Raw genomic sequence first — 18145 nt, 5'->3', positions numbered from 1 at the left:
CGACGGTGCGGAACCCGAGGTCCACCGGCTCGACGCTTCCCGGAATTGGTCCACACCACTGACGCGCCGCAGGCCCCGGGCCCGGCCCGCGAAAAGCCTTCCGGGCCCGCGCCCACCTGCGGAATCACCCGGTTGCCGGGTGATTGACGGATCGTCGGTGAACCGATACCTCTTGACGGGTTCCCGCACGCCCAGCGGCGCACCATCCGCCACACCGCCCGGTACGGGCCGGCCCGAGGAGGCTGCATTGCGAGGATCCGCCCCCGTCGGCGTCGCCAGACGCGACGCCTTCCGCACCCGCAGAACGACGAGGAGGGCGGCGACCGCGGTCGCGGCGACCGCCCTCCTCCTGCCCTTGGTATCGGCCGCGCCCACCGCCACCGCCGGCTCGGACACCGGCTCGCTCCAGCGCGCCTTCGCCGACGCCGCCGCCCGGTACGACGTACCGCAGAGCGTGCTGCTGGCCGTCTCGTACCTGGAGTCCCGCTGGGACGGCCACCGGGGCGCGCCCAGCGTGGCCGGCGGCTACGGTCCCATGCACCTCACGGACGCGCGGACCGCGCTCGCCAGGGAGGCGCCGCACCACAGCGAGGGCACCGAGGACGCCCGCGGCGACTCGGCGCGCTCCCGGAAGACCGCCGAGGCGAAGCTGCCCGCGGCGTCCGAGCTGCCGGCCCGGCTGAAGACCCTGCCGAAGGCCGCGGCGCTCACCGGCCTGCCGGCGCGCGAGCTGCGGGAGAACCCCGCGGCGAACATCAGCGGCGGCGCGGCCCTCCTCGCCGACCAGCAGCGCCGGCTCGGCCTGAAGCCGAGCGCGGACCCCGCCGACTGGTACGCCGCCGTGGCCCGCTACTCCGGCGCGAGCGACGCCAGGAGCGCCACGGTCTTCGCCGACCAGGTCTACGACGTGCTGCGCGGCGGCGCGTCCCGGACCACCGACGCGGGCCAGCGCGTCACCCTCGCCAAGTCCCCCCGCCTCTCCCCCGACCGCGCCCAGACCCGGGTCCTGGGCCTGCGCAAGGCCTCCGGGGCCGGGACCGAGTGCCCGTCGAGCGTGGCGTGCGAGTCGGTGCCGGCGCCGTACCAGAAGCTCCCCGACGACGACTACGGCAACCACGACCTGGCGGACCGCCCCGAGGACCAGAGCGTCGACTACATCGTCATCCACGACACGGAAGCGACGTGGGAGACGACGCTGAAGCTGGTCCAGGACCCGACCTACGTGTCCTGGCACTACAGCCTCCGGTCCTCCGACGGGCTGATCGCCCAGCACGTCCCGACCAAGGACGTCGGCTGGCACGCGGGCAACTGGTACATCAACTCCCGCTCCATCGGCCTGGAGCACGAGGGCTTCCTGGTCGCGCCGGACGCCTGGTACACGGAGGCGATGTACCGCACGTCCGCCCGGCTGGTGCGGTACCTGGCGCACAAGTACGACATCCCGCTGAACCGGCAGCGCATCCTCGGCCACGACAACGTGCCGGGCACCACCACCGCGTCGATCAAGGGCATGCACACCGACCCGGGCCCCTACTGGGACTGGGACCACTACTTCGCCCTGCTGGGCAGGCCGTTGACGCCCACCGCGGGCCCGCGCGGCGGTCTCGTCACCATCGACCCGGTCTACGAGATGAACGAACTGGCGTACACGGGCTGCGAGAAGGCCGGTCAGCCGTGTGCCCCGCACGGCTCGGGCGCGGTGCGGCTGCACTCCGCGCCCAGTGAGGACGCCCCGCTGGTGAAGGACGAGGGGCTGCACCCCGGGGGCGCCGACTCCACCATCGGGGTGAACGACACCGGCGCCCGCGCCAGCACCGGCCAGCAGTTCGCCGTCGCGGACCGCGAGGGTGACTGGACGGCGATCTGGTACCTCGGCCAGAAGGCGTGGTTCGAGAACCCCGGTTCGGAGCCGACCGCGGTGAACGCCAGGGGCTGGGTCGCCACGCCCAAGAAGGGCCGGACGGAGATCCCGGTCTACGGCCGGGCGTACCCGGAGAAGGAGGCCTACCCGGCGGACGTCCCGGTCCAGTCGGTCTCGCCGCTGCCGTACTCCCTCAAGGCCGGCCAGCGGTACGCGATCGGCGGGCGGACGCACGGCGAGTACTTCTACGCGCCCACGTTCGACACGAGCAAGCACGCCGTCGTGCGCGGCAAGGACGTGTACTACGAGATCCAGGTCGGCCACCGGGTCGGCTACGTCCGGGCGGCGGACATCGACGTCCGCTGGTCCGGCCGCTAGGGTCTGTCGTTTGGATCAGGCTGGATCAGTGAGCGGCGTCTGGTGCCGTGCATCGCAAGGCGAAGGAGGGAGCCACTGCGGAGCATTGGCGAGTGACGACAACGCCGCGAGGTGCGGTGTCCAGGCGTCGCGAGCCCAGCAAGATCCGAACGAGAGGCCCTAGCACCACAGCGGCGGCCGGCGGGACCCCGAACGGGCCCGCCGGCCGCCGCGCCGTGTCGTGCGCGCCTCAGCCCGCGCCGGCCACGTTCCGGCTGCGCTGCTCCTGGCCGGGGCCGCCGTACGGGTAGTCGGCGGCGCCGGGGTCGCTCACCTTGTCCAGCCGGGCGCGTTCCTCGTCCGAGAGCCGGAGGCCGGCGGAGGCGAGGTTGTCGTCCAGCTGATCCACGGTGCGGGCGCCGAGGATCACCGAGGACACGGCCGGCCGGTCGCGCACCCACGCGAGCGCGACCTGTGCCATGGAGACGCCGCGTTCCTCGGCCACCGCGCGCACCTCGTCGACGACGTCCCAGGTGCGCTCGACGCTGCCGCGCCGGTCGTACGCCTCGGTACCGCGCTCGGGGTTCTCGCCGAGCCGGGTCGCGCCGGCGGGCCGGGCGTCCCGCCGGTACTTACCCGTCAGCCAGCCGCCGCCGAGCGGGCTCCACGGGAGCAGGCCGAGCCCTTCGGAGACGCAGGCCGGCACGATCTCCCACTCGATCTCGCGGGAGACCAGGCTGTACTGCGGCTGGAGGGTGACCGGGCGGGCCAGGCCGCGGAAGTCGGCGACGTCCACCGTCTTCTGGAGCTGCCAGCCGGTGAAGTTGGACAGCCCGATGTAGTGGACCTTGCCCTGGCGCACCGCGTCGTCCAGGAAGCGCAGGGTCTCCTCGACGGGCGTCATCGGGTCCCAGGCGTGGACCTGGTACAGGTCGATCGTCTCGACGCCGAGGCGGCGCAGCGAGGCATCCAGCGCCCGGTGCAGGTGGCGGCGGGAGAGCCCGGCGCCGTTCGGGTCCTGGGCCATGGGGAAGCGGCCCTTGGAGGCGAGGACGACGCGGTCGGTGACATCGGTGGTGCGAGCGGCGAACCAGCGGCCGATGATCTCCTCGGAGGCGCCGGCCGTGTAGACGTCGGCGGTGTCCACGAGGGTGCCGCCGGCCTCGACGAACCGGTCCAGCTGGGCGTGCGCCTCCGTCTCCCCGGTCTCGTGACCGAAGGTCATGGTGCCCAGCGCCAGGGCCGAGACGGCGCAGCCTCCGGTCCCGAGGGTGCGGTACTCCATGTCAGGTGCTCCTTCCGTGCGGCCGGTGGTCACAGGGCGAGCCACACCGCGTGGTCCGGTGCCAGCCGGCCGTCCGCGAGCGGGCCGCTGGCCAGCAGTACCTCCTCGTGCTCCGGGAGCGGATACGGCTCGGCCGAGAGGTTGACGACGCACAAAAAGCCGGGCTCGCGCCGCAGGGCGAGGACGCCGGCCGGGGTGTCGAGCCAGGTCATCAGGCCGTCGCCGAGCGCCGGGTGGTCGCGGCGGGTGCGCAGCGCGCGGCGGTAGAGCGCCAGCATGGAGTCCTCGTCGCCTTCCTGTGCGGCGACGCTCAGCTCGCGCCACAGCGGCGGCTGGGGCAGCCAGGGTTCGCCGGCCGCGCCCTCCGGGCTGAAGCCGTACGGTGCCTGGTCACCGGACCACGGGATCGGCACCCGGCAGCCGTCCCGGCCGCGGTCGGTGTGGCCGGACCGCTCCCAGGTGGGGTCCTGGAGCACCGCTTCGGGCAGTTCCTCGACCTCGGGCAGGCCGAGTTCCTCGCCCTGGTAGACGTAGGCGCCGCCGGGCAGGGCGAGCATGAGGAGGGCCGCGGCGCGGGCGCGGCGGGTGCCGAGGGCGAGGTCGAGCGGGCCTTCGGGCCGGTAGGTCTCGTTGGCGACCCACTTCTTGACGACCTTGCGGCCGTAGCGGCTGGGGTGGCGCACCACGTCGTGGTTGGAGAGCACCCAGGTGGCCGGGGCACCGACGGCGCCGAGCATGGCGAGGGAGTGGTCGATGACCGCGCGCAGCTCCTTGGCGTCCCAGCTCGCCATGAGGAAGTCGAAGTTGAAGGCGGTGTGCAGGCCGTCCTGGCGGACGTAGGCGGCGAGCCGTTCGGGGGTGTCGGCCCAGGCCTCGGCGACGAAGGCGCGGTCGCCGGGGAATTCGTCGGCGACCCGGCGCCAGGCGCGGTAGATCTCGTGCACCTCGTCGCGGTCCCAGTGCGGGTGGTCCAGGTGCTGCCCCGGGACGCGGTCGGCCGGGGCGGGGAGGGCCGGCAGGTCGGGCAGCTCGGGGTGCTTGACCAGGCCGTGGGCGACGTCGATACGGAAGCCGTCGACCCCGCGCCGGAACCAGAACCGCAGGATGTCCTCGAACTCGGCCAGGACGTCGGGGTGGTCCCAGTTGAGGTCGGGCTGTTCGGGCGCGAAGAGGTGGAGGTACCACTGCCCGTCGGGCACCCGGGTCCAGGCGCGGCCGCCGAAGCAGGACCGCCAGTCGTTGGGCGGCTCGGCGCCGTCGGGGCCGCGGCCGTCGCGGAAGACGTAGCGGGCGCGCTCGGGGCTGCCGGGCCCGGCGGCCAGCGCGGCGCGGAACCAGGCGTGCTGGTCGGAGGTGTGGTTGGGCACGATGTCCGGGATGACACGGATACCGGCGGCGTGGGCCTCCTCGATCAGCGCCTCGGCCTCCTCGACGGTGCCGAAGCGCGGGTCGATGGCCCGGAAGTCGGCGACGTCGTAACCGTGGTCGGCCTGCGGGGACTTGTACCAGGGGTTGATCCAGATCGCGTCCACGCCGAGCGACTTCAGGTACGGCAGGCGGGAGCGGATGCCGGCGATGTCACCGATGCCGTCGCCGTTCCCGTCGGCGAAGCTGCGGATGTAGACCTGGTAGATGACGGCGTCGCGCCACCAGGGTGCGGTGCGGGTCATGGGGCGTACTCCTTGTACGGGCGAGGTACGGGCGGTCTGGGCTACTTCGCGGCGCCGGCGGTGAGGCCGGCGACGATCCGGCGCTGGAAGAGCAGCACCACGATCACGAGCGGTACGGTCACGAGCACCCCGGCCGCCATCTGGCTGCCGAACGGCGTCTCGAACTGGGTGGCGCCGGAGAACTTGGAGATCGCGACGGGCGCGGTCTGCATCTCCGGCTTGTTGGTCATGGACAGGGCGATGAGGAATTCGTTCCACGCCGCGATGAAGGTGATGATCGCGGTGGTGAACAGGCCGGGTGCGGCGAGCGGGACGATGACCCTGCGGAAGGCCTGGCCACGGGTGCAGCCGTCGACCATGGCGGCCTGTTCCAGCTCGTCGGGGAGCTGCCGGAAGAAGGCGGTGAGGTTCCAGACCGCCAGCGGCAGGGTGAAGGACATGCTGGGCACGATCATGGCCTGGTAGGTGTTGATCCAGCCCAGGCCGACGAAGAGCTTCAGGAGCGGCACGGCGATCGAGACCACCGGGAACATCGAGGTGGCGATGATCAGGGTGAGCACCAGCCGCTTGAGGCGGAACTCCAGCCGGGCCATGGCGTACGCGGTGAAGGTGGCGAGCAGCAGTGCGAGGCAGGTGGTCACGCCCGCCACGACCAGGCTGTTGAGGAGAGCGCGGGTGAAGGCCTGGGCGGGGTCGAAGACCGCGCGGTAGTTCTCCAGGGACAGCGGGGACGGCAGCGGGGAGTTGTCGAAGATGTCGGAGGTGCGGCGCAGGCTGGAGACCAGCATCCAGCCGAACGGCGCGAGGCAGTAGGCCACGACCGCGGCGACACCGAGGAACAACAGGCACTTGCGAAGGCTTGCCGGGAGCGTCATGCCGCAACCCCCTGAGTGCGGCGCGGCAGCCGCCGGCGGCGTCGGAGGGGCTTGCCGTCGTCCCCCACGATGTCCGCGCCGAGCAGCCGTACGAAGGCCAGCGCGATGAGGAACACGTAGACGAAGAGGATCACCGCGTATGCGGAAGCGGGGCCGAACCGCACGTTGGCCGCCTGGTCCTGGGCGAGCATCGACAGCGTCTCCACCGAGGTCTTCTGCGCGCCGATCAGGATGTACGGCAGGTCGAACATGCGGAGCGCGTCGAGGGTGCGGAACAGCACCGCCACCAGCAGCGCGGGCTTCACCAGCGGCAGGGTGATGTGCCGGAACCGGCGCAGCGCCCCGGCCCCGTCGATGCGCGCCGCTTCGTACACCTCGTTCGGGATGACCTGAAGACCGGCCAGGACGAGCAGGCCCACGAAGGGCGCGGTCTTCCAGACGTCGGCGATGATGACGGCGGCCTTGGCGTGGAACCCCTCGGTGGTCCAGAGCACTTGGTGGCCGATGAGGGCGTTGGCGATGCCGTCGCTGTGGAAGATCCAGCGCCAGAGCAGGCCGGTCACGGCGGTGGGGATGGCCCACGGGATGAGGATGCTCGCGCGGACCAGGGCGCGGCCGCGGAAGGCGCGATGCATGATCAGCGCCATCGCCACGCCGATGAGGGTCTCCAGCAGGACCGTGGTGGCGGTGAGGAAGGTGGTGTTCCAGAAGGCGTTCCAGAAGCGGGCACCGGCCTCGCCGAAGATCGCGGCGAAGTTCTGGAGCCCGACGAACGGCTCGCCGTCCTCGACGAATCCGGTCTTCGGGTCCAGCCCCCGGGGGCCGTACAACGACTGCTTCAGGGCGACGAGGGTCGGGTAGAGCACGACGACGCCGAGGACGAGCAGGGTGGGCGACACGAGGAGCGCGGCGAGCCGGGCGGTGCCCGCGGTGGCCCGCGCCGGGCGGCGGCGGGCGGGCGCGGTGGGTGGTTCTCTGCGCGCGGCCGGCGGTACGGGCCGGGCGGGCGTCTGGGTCTCGGCCATCGGGGCGTGGCTCCTTACTCGGCCATGGGCTGCCGCAGCGCCCGCTGGAGGTCCGTGAGCGCCTGGGCACTGCTCTTCTCGCCGGTCAGCGCGGCGTAGGCCTCGCGCTGCACGGCCGCGGTCAGGTCGCCGTACTGGAAGACGCGCGGGCGCGGCACGGCGTGCAGGATCGACCGCTTGAGGGTGGGGAGGTAGGGATAGGTCTTCACCAGGGCGGGATCCCGGTAGAGGGACTCGTACGTGGGGGCGGCGGGCGCGTATTTGAGGGAGAAGCGCTGGTTCTGCTCGTTGGTGAAGAACTTCATGAAGTCCAGCGCGGTGGCCTTGTTCTTCGCGGAGGCGGTGAGCGCGAGGTTGTGGCCGCCGAGGCTGGAGGCGCCGGGGCCGTTCAGGCCGGGCAGCGGGGCGACGCCGAACTTCCCGGCGACCTTGCTGGAGCCGTCCTTCTTCGCGGCGAGCGGATACATGTACGGCCACTGCCGTTCGAAGACCAGCTTTCCGTCCTGGAACGCCCGCCGGGCGTCCTCCTCCTGGTAGGTGATGGCCTCCTTCGGGGCCGTGCCGTCCCGGAGGGCGTCGACGAGGAAGTCGAGCCCGGCCCTGGCCTGCGGGGTGTCCAGGTGCGGGCGGCCGCGGGCGTCGGTGACGGTGCCGCCGGCCGAGTGGACGGCCTCGGCGACGTTGACGGTGAGCCCTTCGTACTTCTGGAACTGGCCGGCGTAGCAGGACATCCCGCGTGCCTCGGGCAGCTTCTTCACCTTCGCGCAGCCGGCCTTCATCTCCGCCCAAGTGACCGGCGGCCTCTCGATGCCGGCACGGCGCAGCAGGTCGGTGCGGTAGTAGAGCATGCCGCCGTCGGAGCTGGCCGGGACCGCGTAGAGGCCGCCCCGGTAGGTGGCGGTCCCCACGATCGGGTCGAGCATCCTGTCGAGCGGGAAGCGGTCGGCGGGCAGCCGGTCGACCCAGCGGTGGGCGGCGAACTCCGAGGTCCAGACGGCGTCCAGGGAGAGCACCGTGAACGCGTCGGACTTGAGCTCGGCGTTCTGGATCATCTGCTGACGCTGCGCGTCGGGGTCGGTGGGCAGCTGGACGAAGGTGACCTTCTCGTCCGGATGCGCCGTGTTCCAGCGGTCGAGCACGGCCTGCACGGTGCCGGTGGTGTCCTTGCCCGCGACGTACGTGATGGGGCCGCGGCCCTCGAACGTACCGGCCTTCCCGGCGGGCGGCGCGCCGCCGGAGGTGCCGCAGGCGGTCACGGCGGTGAGTCCGACGAGTCCGGCACAGGCGCTCCGGACGGCTCTGATGGTCCTGGTCTTCACTGTCTCTCCTGGCAGCTGGGCTCCGCATCGGAGTTCCGTGCGGTGCGCCGACCGTGTGACTGCGCTGTCATCCGCGTCCCGCGCATGCAGGAACAAGAGGGGCCCATTTCAAGGGAGTTAAGGGAAAGAGAGGTGCAGGAGCGGGGGAAGTGGGCGGCCACTCCGTAACAACGCTTGCACGCTAGGAGCAGGCCATGGGGAAGTCAACGCGTTACGTCGAGGTAATTTCCCGGTTCTCCAGGGGTGCTATGCACCGGTTTCCTGCGGTTGATTGAGGGTGGCGCTCAAGGATGGGCACCCGAGACAGCGTTGTCACGAGAAGGGCGTGACAGCGCTGTCTCGGAAGGGTTTCCGCGCGCCGTGACCGGTGCTACCGTCCGCTCATGCCACCAGCCCAGCGGCACCACCCCACGCTGGCCGACGTCGCCCAGCGGGCCGGGGTGTCCGCCTCCACCGTCTCCCGCACCATGCGCGGCATGTCGACCGTCTCGCCGGACGTGCGTGCCCGCGTCGAACAGGCCGCGCGCGAACTGCACTTCGTGGTCTCCCGCCAGGCGTCCAGCCTGGTGACCGGCCGTACGGGCGTGGTCGCCGTGCTCGCGCCCACGCTCAACTCCTGGTTCATCGGCTCGGCGCTCTCCAGCCTGGGCCCCGTCCTGCGCGCGGCCGGCCTGGAGCTGCTCGTCTACGTCATCCCGGACCTGGCCGAGCGGACCGACTTCTTCGACCGGCTGCCCGCGCGGCGCAACGCCGATGCGCTGCTGGTGTTCTCCTTCGACCTCTCCGAGGAGGAGAGCGCGCGCCTGGACGACCTCGGGATGCCGGTGGTCTACCTCAGCCAGCACGCCGAGGGCCGGCCGAGCGTGTACGTGGACGACGTGGCCGGGGCCCGCGCCGGCACCCGGCACCTGCTCGGCCTCGGGCACCGCCGGATCGCCTTCGTGCAGACCACCGGGGCCAGCGGCTTCTCGTTCAGCTCGCACGAGCGGCTGCTCGGCCACCGGCAGGCGCTCACCGAGGCGGGCGTGGCGCCGGACGGTGAACTGGTCGTGGCCACGCCGCCCGGGGACAAGCGCCGTACCGCCGAGGCGGTCGGGGCTCTGCTGAGCCTGCGCGAGCCGCCCACCGCGATCTTCGCCGAACAGGACGAGGTCGCCGTCTCGGTCCTCTGGACGCTGCGGAAGGCCCACATCGACGTGCCCGGACGGATGTCCGTGCTGGGCTTCGACGACCATCAGATGGCCGAGTGGTCGGACCTGACCACGATCGCCCAGTCCCCCGCCGACATCGGACGGGCGGCCGGCGAGCTGGCCCGCGATCTGATCAACGACCCGGAAGCGGACCGGACCCGGCACCTGGTCCTGCCCACCCGGCTGATCCCGCGAGCCACCACGGCACCGCCGCGCCCGGCCGACGGGGACCGTCCGTCCGACGCGGACGAGCCCCCTGTACCGGCTACTGCGGAATGAACTCGTACGAGTGACCGCCGCGCGCCCCGAGGAAGGCCACCCTCGCCTCCGTACGGGGCACCAGGTCCGTGCCTGCCGTCAAGTCGCGGACCGCGTACGCCCTCGTGAAGAGCGCGCCGCGCAACCGCAGTTCGCCGTCCCGGCCCGCATGGATCACCACGCGGCGCGCGGCGCCGCCCGACCACGTGAGGTCCACGCCCGCGTCGCCGCGCGCCCGGAGCCCGGTCACCGAGCCGTCGGGCCAGCGGGCCGGGAGCGCGGGCAGCACCTCGATCGCGTCGAGGTGGCTCTGCAGCAGCATCTCGGTGATCCCGGCGGTGGCGCCGAAGTTGCCGTCGATCTGGAACGGCGGATGGGTGTCCCACAGGTTGGGCAGGGTGGAGGAGGACAGCAGCTGGGTGAGCATCGTGTGCGCGTGGTCGCCGTCGCGCAGCCGCGCCCAGAAATTGATCTTCCATGCCTTGGACCAGCCGGTACCACCGTCGCCCCGTGCGCGCAGTGAGACCTTCGCCGCCTCCGCCCACTCGCCGCCGGGCCCGATCGCCCGCCCCGGGTGCAGCGCGAAGAGGTGGGAGACGTGCCGGTGGGTGTCCGCCGGGTCGTCCAGGTCGGCCTTCCACTCCTGGAGCTGCCCCCAGGAACCGACGCGCAGCCCCGGGTCGAGCCGGTCCAGCGCCCGCCGCAGCTCCGTACGGAACTCCGTGCCGTCACCCGTCAGCCGGGCCGCCTCCAGGGTGTTGACGAACAGGTCGCGGACGATCTGCTGGGAGATGGCGGCGCCCGCGGTGAAGGCCCCGTGCTCGGGCGAGTAGCTCGGCGAGACGACGAGGGTGCCGTCGCGCGGGTCTGTGTGCAGGGTGTCCAGCCAGAAGAGGGCGGCCCCCTTCATCGCCGGATAGGCGGTACGGCGCAGGAAGCCGGGGTCGCGGGTGAAGCGGTAGTGGTCGTAGAGGTGGTGCGCGAGCCACGCGGCGGCCTCGGGGAACCAGAAGGCCGTGGCCCAGTCGTGCACGCCGGTGAAGCCGTACGGGTTGGTCTCGTTGTGCACCACCCAGCCGCGGGCGCCGAACATGCCCTTCGCCGAGACCTCGCCGGGCGGGCGCAGCGCCGTGATGAAACGCTCCAGCGGCTCGGCCGCCTCGGCGAGGCCCGCCACGTGCACCGGCCAGTAGTTCATCTGGAGGTTGATGTTGGTGTGATAGTCCGCAGCCCAGGGCGGGGCGGTGGAGTCGTTCCACACGCCCTGGAGGTTGGCGGGCGGCGAGCCCCGGCGCGAGGAGGCGAGGAGGAGATAGCGGCCGTACGCGAAGTACAGCGTCTCCAGCGCGCGGTCGGCGGCGCCGGCGCCGCCGGTGTACGAGGCGAGCAGGCGGTCGGTGGGGACGCCGGCCGGCATCCGTCCGCCGAGGTCTAGCGCGACGCGGCCGAACAGCCGCCGGTGGTCCCGCAGATGGGCCGCGAGCAGCCGGTCGAAGCCCTTGGCGACCGCGGCGTCCACGGTCCGGGTGACCCGGCCGTGCGGGTCGGGGCCGCGGTAGTGCGGGTGCCGGTCCGCGTAGTCGGTGCCGGCGGCGAGCACGAACCACACCGCGTCGGCGGCCTGGACGGTGACCGTGCCGTCGGCGTGCTCGCGGACCGTGCCGCCCTCCGCCACCACCCGCAGCTGCGCCTCGAAGACCATGCCGTTGTCCTGGAGCGCGCCCCGTACGGTGATCCGGCCGTCCCGTGCGGTGACCGTGCGGTCCTCGCGGGGTGAGGTGGTGCGGAGGGTGCAGCCGACGGCGCCGGGCCGGTCGGCGGTGAGGCGGCCGACGAGGACGCCGTCGGGGTGCGAGGCGAAATAGGCACGGTGGTGGGTGGTGGTGCCGGCGCGGTAGCGCACCCGCGCCACGGCGGAATCGAGGTCCAGCTCACGGCGGTAGTCCGCCGGGGAGGCCGGCGGGTCCGCCAGGTCCAGATGGAGGTCGCCGAAGGTCTGGTACGCGCCGTAGCCGGTCTTCGGCTGCCCCAGCAGCTCGGCCACCCGCTCGGGGTCGGCGCTGCCCTCGTCGTCGATCAGCTGCCTGACCTGCGCGAGGGCTTGGGGGCGCGGCGTGTGCCAGTTGCCGGCGTCGTAGCCCGGGGAGCCGGGGCCACCGGTCCACAGCGTCTTCTCGTTGAACTGGAGGCGTTCGCTCGCGACGGTGCCGAAGATCATGGCGCCGAGCGCACCGTTGCCGACGGGCAGGGCCTCGCGCTCCCACTCCTCGGCGGGACGGTCGTACCAGAGGACACCGAGGGCCGAGCCCGGGTCATCGGAGGTCTGGCCCGACTTCTCGGTCGTACGCTCCTGGGCCGCCGCGTGCCGCCGCGGCCCGCCGAGGGCGAGCGCGCCGCCCACCCCGACTCCACCCAGTACAGCGGTTCTTCGAGCAATTCCCGGACACATCGGCGGCTCCCGGAGGACACGAGACGCGGCTCACCCCGGCGGGGCGCCGCCGATGCTAGAGGTCCGATGAATAGGGCGACAAGAGGCCGTACGGGATCGAGGGCGCCGGTCCGTGGCCCCGCTCCCGGCTCAGCCCTGCTGGAACATCTCCGCGGGCAGCGGCTTGAGCAGCGCGTACAGGTCGTCCGTGATCGGGCGGTCCCAGCTGGCGATGGTGACCAGCACGCCGTCGCTCCGGTCGAACTGCACGCAGGAGATCCGGCCCTCGGAGCACTTGATGCGCTTGACGATCAACAGGTTGTTGTCGTGCATGACCGGGAGGTCCTCGGTCTCCACGACGGAGACCTCCTCGTCGTGCCCCAGTGCGTCCAGCAGCTGCGCCACCTCGAAGGGCACCTCGCCCTCGCCGAGCTCCCGCGCCGGGGAGCCCTCGGGGAGGTTGCCGATGATCATCGCCGGGCCGCGGCCGCCGAAGAGGTCGTACCGCAGGAAGACGCCCTGGCAGGTGCCGTCGGGAGCGGGCAGCAGCCCGGCGCCCAGGTTGCCGGGCCAGTCCCCGGGATCCATGGCAAGCACATCAAAATCGGGCCCGGCAGGCACGGCGCTACGGCGGCGGAGGAACGACATACAGCCATCGTACGTGGCGCGCCGCGGCACCATGCTGCGGTCCCGGGCGGCCGTCACGGCTCCGGAGCGGCCGGCGGCGGGGCCGTGACGGCACCCGCGCTCTCCAGCAGCCGCGGCAGGCCGCCGTGGTCCGTGCCCATCTTGCGGTAGACCCCGGACAGCAGCCGGCTGACGGCCGGAACCTGCGTACCCAGCTCCACCGCGATCCGGTCCTTGGTCCAGCCCTGCACGACCCACTCGGCCACCGCCCGCTCCTGGGCGGTGAGGGCGTCCGTGCCGGAACTGCGCAGCTGGAGCGGGCGCAGCCCGGCGGCGGACAGCTCGTCCCTGGCACGTGCGGCCAGCGCCTCGGCGCCGCAGTGCAGGGCGCTGTCCAGACCGCGGTAGAGACGGTCGGCGGCATCCTGCGGCAGGCCCGCCCGGCGCAGTGCGGCGCCGTGCTCGACCAGCGCCTAGGCCAGCTCGAAGGCGGACGGGGAACGCTCGAAGTGGCGGACCGCCTCGGCCAGCAGCTTCATGCCCTCCGCGCCGCCGACCACGCCGGCCTTGCAGAACAGCGCCTGCCCGATGGCCGACTCGGTACCGAAGTCCTTGGCGCGCTGCAGTGCGTCGTCGACCAGGGTGAGGGCCCTGGCCCGGTCGGTGAGGGCGATCGCGCGGGCGAGGTGCAGCTGCCAGGGGCACCAGGCGGGGTTGCGCATGGCGCGCGGCTCCAGCCGCCTGCCGACCGCCGTGAGCTGCTGTTCCGCGTCCCGGTGCAGGCCGCGCGCGAGCAGCAGCTCGCTGTAGACGGTCTGCGAGTCCGGGTAGACGACGGCGTTCGGCACGACCTCGCCGTAGCTGTACGTGTCGGCCAGCTCCTGGGCCTCGGCGACCCGGCCGCGGGCGAGCAGGATCTCGATGAGGATGCCGATCGCGAACCACTGGGCCGGCACCCGCTGCCCCACCCGGTGCGCGATCCGCAGGCCCCCGTGGACCAGGTCCTCGGCCTCCGCGAGCCGCCCGCGGCGGTAGCGGATGTAGCCGAGCAGGGTGTACCCGAAGGAGAGGTGGGCGCCGCGCCAGCCCTTGCGCTCGCACTCGGCGATGCCCTTGTGGAACAGCTCCTCGGCACGGCCCGGCTGGTCGCAGTACATGAAGGTGAGCGCGACGAGGACGGGCACTTCGAACCCCCACTCCTCGTCCGTCCACGGCAGGCCGTCGCCGAGCGCCTCCTCGGCGTAGTGCAGCGCGGTCTGCGCGCCCTCGCCGCGCACCATTGCGTCCCAGGCGCGCAGTCCGAGGATGTACCGCTCGGCCATGCCGCGCCCGGTGAGGTGGTCGGCGAGCTTGGCCAGCAGCCGGGAGCGGGCGGGCGAGTCCTGCTCGTCGGCCCGGAAGGCGTTCCACATGAACTGCTCGGCCTGCATCCGCAGCCGCGTCCGCGCGTTCGTCGCGCTCTGCGCCTCGGCGGCGACGACCTGCGCCGCCTCCTCCATGCGGTCGGCGTGCCCGAGCGCCTGCGCCAGCTTGTATGTGATCGTCTCGCGCAGGTCCGCGTCCAGCTCGTCCTCCTCCAGCGCCGCGCGGAGGTGGTTCACCGTGGTCGCGGGCTCGCTGAGCAGGGAGGAGCAGCCCAGCTCGAAGAGGACCCGGGCGCGGTCCTGGAGGGCCGGGGGCTCGCGCAGCGCACGGGCCAGGCAGCGGCGGGCCGCGTCGGGCGCGCCCGCGCGGAAGTACTCGCTCGCGGCCTCCCGCAGCCGCTGCACGACCCAGTCGTCGTGCTCGGGGTGCATCTCCAGCAGATGGCGGGCCGCGGACGTGGCGCCCTGTCCCGCGTCCACGACCGCGGCGGCCGCCTGACCGTGCAGCGCGACCCGCAGCGCCCCGGGGATGGCCTGGTAGACGGCGCTGGCGACGAGGGGGTGGAAGAAGCGGAGGTTGCCGTTGTCCGAGGAGCGGACGGGGGCGAGGATGCGGGCGTCGCGCAGCTTGTCCACGACGTCGGCGGCCTGGACGGAGCCGAGGCCCGCGACGTTGGCGGCGAGCGTCGGGGAGACCTCCGTACCGAGGACGGACGCGGCCCAGGCGAAGCGGACGGCGGCGGTTCCGAGCCGCTCCAGGCGCTCGATGAGCCCGCTGTCCTTGATGGCCATGACCAGCTCGCGCAGCTGGGAGACGTTGGCCTGCTGCGGCTTGATGTCGCGCTCGCGGATCTTGGCGCTCAGCTCGACGACCTCGTACGGGTTGCCGCCGGTGACGGCCCAGCACTCGCGGCAGAACGCCTCGTCGGCGCCGTCGCCGACCATATGGGTCACCACGCGCCGGACGGCGGTGGGGGTGAGCGGGGTCAGCTCGAAGGGGCGGGAGCCGCTGCGCTCGGCGATCCGGCGCAGCGGGCCGGCGCCGGCCGGCAGCTCGTCGGGGCGGTACCCGACGATGATCAGTATGGGGAGCTCCTCCGCGCGGGCGGCGAACGCGGTGAGCCAGGCGAGGGATTCGGGGTCGGCCCAGTGGGCGTCGTCCAGAATGAGGACGACGGGCGTGAAGTGCACGGCGAAGCGGGTGACGACCCAGTCCAGGCCGTCCCGCACGCCCTGCGGGTCGGGCGAGGCGTCGCCGTCCGCCGCGACCAGGCCGACGGCGGGCGCGACGATGTCGTACCAGGTGCCGAGGATCCGGCGGTGTTCCTCGGGGGACTCGGCGGCGAACACCGGCTGCACCAGCTGCCGTACGACGTGGAAGGCCACCTCCTGCTCCTGCTCGCCGCCGCGGCCGAGCAGCACCGTGCAGCCGCGGGCGACGGCGCGTCGCCGGGCCTCGGTGATCAGCGCGGTCTTGCCCATGCCCGGTGGCCCGGCGAAGGCGATCAGGCCGCCTGTCCGCACCCCTCCGTCCTCGCCGCCGGAGCCGCACAGGTCGGTCAACATGCCGTCCAGTGCGCTCAGTTCCGTTTCTCGTTCGAGCATGGGCCTGCGCGCCCGGCCGGACCGCCCGGTGATCTCCGCCATGTTTCCGTCCTCACCCCTTGTGCATATGGCGACGAGCCTAGCGTCGCGCGGCTCCCCGTGGTCGGGCCCGGACAACTTCCGACCATGAACCGACGGGGCGCACAGGGAGGTTCCGCGCCTCGCGGGGCATTGCGCGGCGCGCGGCCCATGGCCTGCGCGGGTGGCGCGAGCGGGCGTCGTCCACAAATTCATTGACCGATAAACCGGCTCGCTTCTTGACTGGTTATCGCAGGAGCCTCAGGCTCCCCTGACTGCGCCGCGGGGCGCAGCTTGAAGGAGGCGGACCATGAACGACCAGAACAGTGCGGCGGTAGCACCGCTGCCTCCCGTCCCCAGGCGTACCGCGCCCCTCGCCATCCCCTTCCCGGCGCAGCTGAACCCCGGGGTGGAAGTGGCGCGGCGGCACACCCTCGGCTGGCTGCACGGGTACGGCATGCTCTGCGGCGCGGCGGCGACGCAGGAGTACGACGCGCTGCGGCTGGACCGGCTCATGGCCTACTTCTATCCGGAGGCCGACGCCGCCCGGCTGGCGCTGGCGACGGACTTCAATGCCTGGTTCTTCCTCTTCGACGACCAGTTCGACGGCGAGCTGGGCCAGTGCCCGGATTCCGTGGCCCACTTCGTGGACCGTGTGATGCGCACGATGGACGAGACACCCGATCTGCTGCCCGAGGAGCCCGACAGCCCGCTGGTCGCCGGGTACCGCGACATCTGGCAGCGGATCACCGCCGGGGCGCCCCGCGCCTGGCAGTTGCGCTTCCAGGGCCACTGGGAGCGGTACCTCGGCGCGTACCACTGGGAAGCGCAGAACCGTACCCGCAAGGGCGTGCTGTCGCTTGATCAGTACCTCAAGGGCCGCCGGGACTCCATAGGGGTGCAGCCCTGCCTGGACTTCGCCGAGCGGTGCGGCGGTTACGTCCTCCCGCGTGAACTGCACGGCAGACCGCCGCTGGCGGAGCTGCGCCGGCTCACCGCCGAAGTGGTGATCTTCGTCAACGACATCGTGTCGGTGGACAAGGAACTGGCGGCCGGCGACGTCAACAACAGCGTGATCATCCTGCAGCGGTCGACCGGCTGCACGCTGGACCAGGCGGTGCGCAGAATCGTCCGGACGTGCAACGCACGCGTGGAGCAGTTCCAGCAGATCGCCGCGACCCTGCCCGCGACGCTCAGGGAGCTGGGCATGCCGGCCGATGTGCACGACCACGTGGCGCACTACGCCTGGAGCATGCGGAACCTGATGACCGGCAACCTGGTGTGGTCGCAGGAGACCCCGCGCTACGACGACACCGGCACCGCCTCGGTACGGAGCCGGCCCTGGGCCGACCTCTTCGCGGCCGCCGACCCCGGCGGGTTCCCGGCGCAGCGCACGGCCGGTTCCTGACCGGGCGGGGGGCGCGGTGTCGGAGGTGCTCAACCACGGGAAGGCCGGACTGGATTCCGTACCGGCGGAGGTGTGGGAGGCGGTGCCCGGCCCGCGCGTGCGGATCCTCGCCGACAACGCGCTCACCCGGCTGCCCGCCTCACTCGGCGACCTGACCGGCCTGTCCGGCTGTCTGCACCTCCACGACAACCGGCTGGCCGAACTGCCTGCCGCACTGGGGCGGCCGGCCCGTCTCGGCTGCGCGAGCTGTGGCTGCGCGGCAAGCGCCTCACCGCGCTGCCGGGCGCCTTCGCCGGGCTGCGGGAGCTGCGCGAACTGGAGCTCCGCGAGAACGAGCCGGCCGAGATCCCCGTGGCGCTGCGCGGACTCCCGCTGCTGCGCCGGCTGGACCTGCGCGCCAACCGCATCGGTACGCTCCCCCGCTGGCTGCCGGAGTGGCCGTCGCTGGAGAAGCTGGACCTGCGCTGGAACGCCGTCGACGAGTCGGCGCCGGAGCTGCGTGCCCTGCGGGACCGCGGCTGCGTCGTCCTCGTCCGACAGCCGTGCCACCCGACCGGGATTTGGTCCGGGTGGCACGTCCTCGGCCCGTGGCGCCGTCCGGGCGCCCGGGGTTCATGTCAGGTCGAACTCGCCGTCCCGGGCGCGCAGCACGAAGCCGCGCCATTCGCCGGGTGAGAAGACGACGGCCGGGCCGTCCGGGCTGCGGCGGTCCCGCATCGCGATGAAACCGTCGACGAAGGCGATCTGGACGTCGCCCACAGCCTGGCCACTGGGCTGCCACTGGGCCTGCGTGAGATCGAGTTCGGGCTGCTTGTCGCCGGTGATCCGCTGCTCGGTGATGGTGCTTTCGGCCAC

The 18145-nt window shown here is 72.6% G+C and carries 12 protein-coding genes and 1 pseudogene; 4 read left to right on the top strand and 9 right to left on the bottom strand.

Annotation, left to right across the window (positions count from 1 at the left end; genetic code table 11):
- The first annotated feature begins 247 nt into the window (after positions 1-247).
- Positions 248-2239, top strand: coding sequence for an N-acetylmuramoyl-L-alanine amidase (locus tag ACZ6WH_RS09095; protein WP_469727122.1), 1992 nt, complete (start codon positions 248-250; stop codon positions 2237-2239).
- Between the two features lie 229 nt (positions 2240-2468).
- Here the strand turns inward: ACZ6WH_RS09095 and ACZ6WH_RS09090 are convergent, their stop codons facing one another.
- The 5 genes from ACZ6WH_RS09090 to ACZ6WH_RS09070 are packed head-to-tail and all read right to left on the bottom strand — an operon-like array spanning position 2469 to position 8392.
- A complete protein-coding gene (locus ACZ6WH_RS09090; RefSeq protein WP_469727120.1) occupies positions 2469-3503 on the bottom strand; it encodes an aldo/keto reductase in 1035 nt (344 codons plus the stop codon).
- 29 nt (positions 3504-3532) lie between these two features.
- Positions 3533-5173, bottom strand: a complete 1641-nt coding sequence (locus ACZ6WH_RS09085; protein WP_469727118.1) for a glycoside hydrolase family 13 protein — start codon at positions 5171-5173, stop codon at positions 3533-3535.
- 41 nt (positions 5174-5214) lie between these two features.
- Positions 5215-6048, bottom strand: a complete 834-nt coding sequence (locus tag ACZ6WH_RS09080) for a carbohydrate ABC transporter permease (protein ID WP_469727116.1) — start codon at positions 6046-6048, stop codon at positions 5215-5217.
- Positions 6045-7073: a carbohydrate ABC transporter permease gene (locus tag ACZ6WH_RS09075; protein ID WP_469727114.1), complete on the bottom strand. Its 1029-nt coding sequence runs from the start codon at positions 7071-7073 to the stop codon at positions 6045-6047. The genes ACZ6WH_RS09080 and ACZ6WH_RS09075 overlap by 4 nt, the downstream gene beginning before the upstream one ends.
- Before the next feature lie 14 nt (positions 7074-7087).
- Positions 7088-8392 carry an ABC transporter substrate-binding protein gene (locus ACZ6WH_RS09070; RefSeq protein WP_469727112.1) on the bottom strand — a complete coding sequence of 435 codons (1305 nt, stop codon included), beginning with the start codon at positions 8390-8392 and terminating at the stop codon, positions 7088-7090.
- Positions 8393-8775: 383 nt separating this feature from the next.
- Between ACZ6WH_RS09070 and ACZ6WH_RS09065 the strand changes: the two genes are divergently transcribed.
- Positions 8776-9861 (top strand): LacI family DNA-binding transcriptional regulator, encoded by a 1086-nt coding sequence (locus ACZ6WH_RS09065; protein ID WP_469727111.1) that lies wholly within the window; start codon positions 8776-8778, stop codon positions 9859-9861.
- Here the strand turns inward: ACZ6WH_RS09065 and ACZ6WH_RS09060 are convergent.
- The 3 genes and pseudogenes from ACZ6WH_RS09060 to ACZ6WH_RS09050 form a co-directional block, all read right to left on the bottom strand.
- A complete protein-coding gene (locus tag ACZ6WH_RS09060) occupies positions 9848-12289 on the bottom strand; it encodes a glycoside hydrolase family 95 protein (RefSeq protein WP_469727110.1) in 2442 nt (813 codons plus the stop codon). The genes ACZ6WH_RS09065 and ACZ6WH_RS09060 overlap by 14 nt on opposite strands.
- A gap of 129 nt (positions 12290-12418) precedes the next feature.
- On the bottom strand, positions 12419-12916 hold the full coding sequence (locus ACZ6WH_RS09055; protein ID WP_469727108.1) for a hypothetical protein: 498 nt from the start codon (positions 12914-12916) through the stop codon (positions 12419-12421).
- 53 nt (positions 12917-12969) lie between these two features.
- Positions 12970-15906: pseudogene (locus ACZ6WH_RS09050) on the bottom strand (ATP-binding protein).
- 286 nt (positions 15907-16192) lie between these two features.
- Here ACZ6WH_RS09050 and ACZ6WH_RS09045 point away from each other — a divergent pair.
- Both ACZ6WH_RS09045 and ACZ6WH_RS09040 read left to right on the top strand, forming a co-directional pair.
- Positions 16193-17290, top strand: coding sequence for an isoafricanol synthase (locus ACZ6WH_RS09045; protein ID WP_469727107.1), 1098 nt, complete (start codon positions 16193-16195; stop codon positions 17288-17290).
- Positions 17291-17641: 351 nt separating this feature from the next.
- A complete protein-coding gene (locus ACZ6WH_RS09040) occupies positions 17642-17965 on the top strand; it encodes a hypothetical protein (RefSeq protein ID WP_469727105.1) in 324 nt (107 codons plus the stop codon).
- On the opposite strand, the gene ACZ6WH_RS09035 is transcribed toward ACZ6WH_RS09040, so the two are convergent.
- Positions 17903-18145 carry a DUF397 domain-containing protein gene (locus tag ACZ6WH_RS09035; protein ID WP_469727104.1) on the bottom strand — a complete coding sequence of 81 codons (243 nt, stop codon included), beginning with the start codon at positions 18143-18145 and terminating at the stop codon, positions 17903-17905. The genes ACZ6WH_RS09040 and ACZ6WH_RS09035 overlap by 63 nt on opposite strands.

The sequence above is a fragment of the Streptomyces sp. NPDC050806 genome, from assembly GCF_055586425.1.
Note: the sequence above shows the minus strand (reverse complement) of the source record. Positions and strands in the feature narration are given on the sequence as shown.

What these genes read in the sequence shown, in the direction of transcription:
- ACZ6WH_RS09060 (WP_469727110.1), bottom strand. Translation starts at nt 12,289, where the DNA reads ATGTGTCCGGGAATTGCTCGAAGAACCGCTGTACTGGGTGGAGTCGGG.
- ACZ6WH_RS09080 (WP_469727116.1), bottom strand. Translation starts at nt 6,048, where the DNA reads ATGACGCTCCCGGCAAGCCTTCGCAAGTGCCTGTTGTTCCTCGGTGTC.
- ACZ6WH_RS09090 (WP_469727120.1), bottom strand. Translation starts at nt 3,503, where the DNA reads ATGGAGTACCGCACCCTCGGGACCGGAGGCTGCGCCGTCTCGGCCCTG.
- ACZ6WH_RS09065 (WP_469727111.1), top strand. Translation starts at nt 8,776, where the DNA reads ATGCCACCAGCCCAGCGGCACCACCCCACGCTGGCCGACGTCGCCCAG.
- ACZ6WH_RS09085 (WP_469727118.1), bottom strand. Translation starts at nt 5,173, where the DNA reads ATGACCCGCACCGCACCCTGGTGGCGCGACGCCGTCATCTACCAGGTC.
- ACZ6WH_RS09045 (WP_469727107.1), top strand. Translation starts at nt 16,193, where the DNA reads ATGAACGACCAGAACAGTGCGGCGGTAGCACCGCTGCCTCCCGTCCCC.
- ACZ6WH_RS09075 (WP_469727114.1), bottom strand. Translation starts at nt 7,073, where the DNA reads ATGGCCGAGACCCAGACGCCCGCCCGGCCCGTACCGCCGGCCGCGCGC.
- ACZ6WH_RS09055 (WP_469727108.1), bottom strand. Translation starts at nt 12,916, where the DNA reads ATGTCGTTCCTCCGCCGCCGTAGCGCCGTGCCTGCCGGGCCCGATTTT.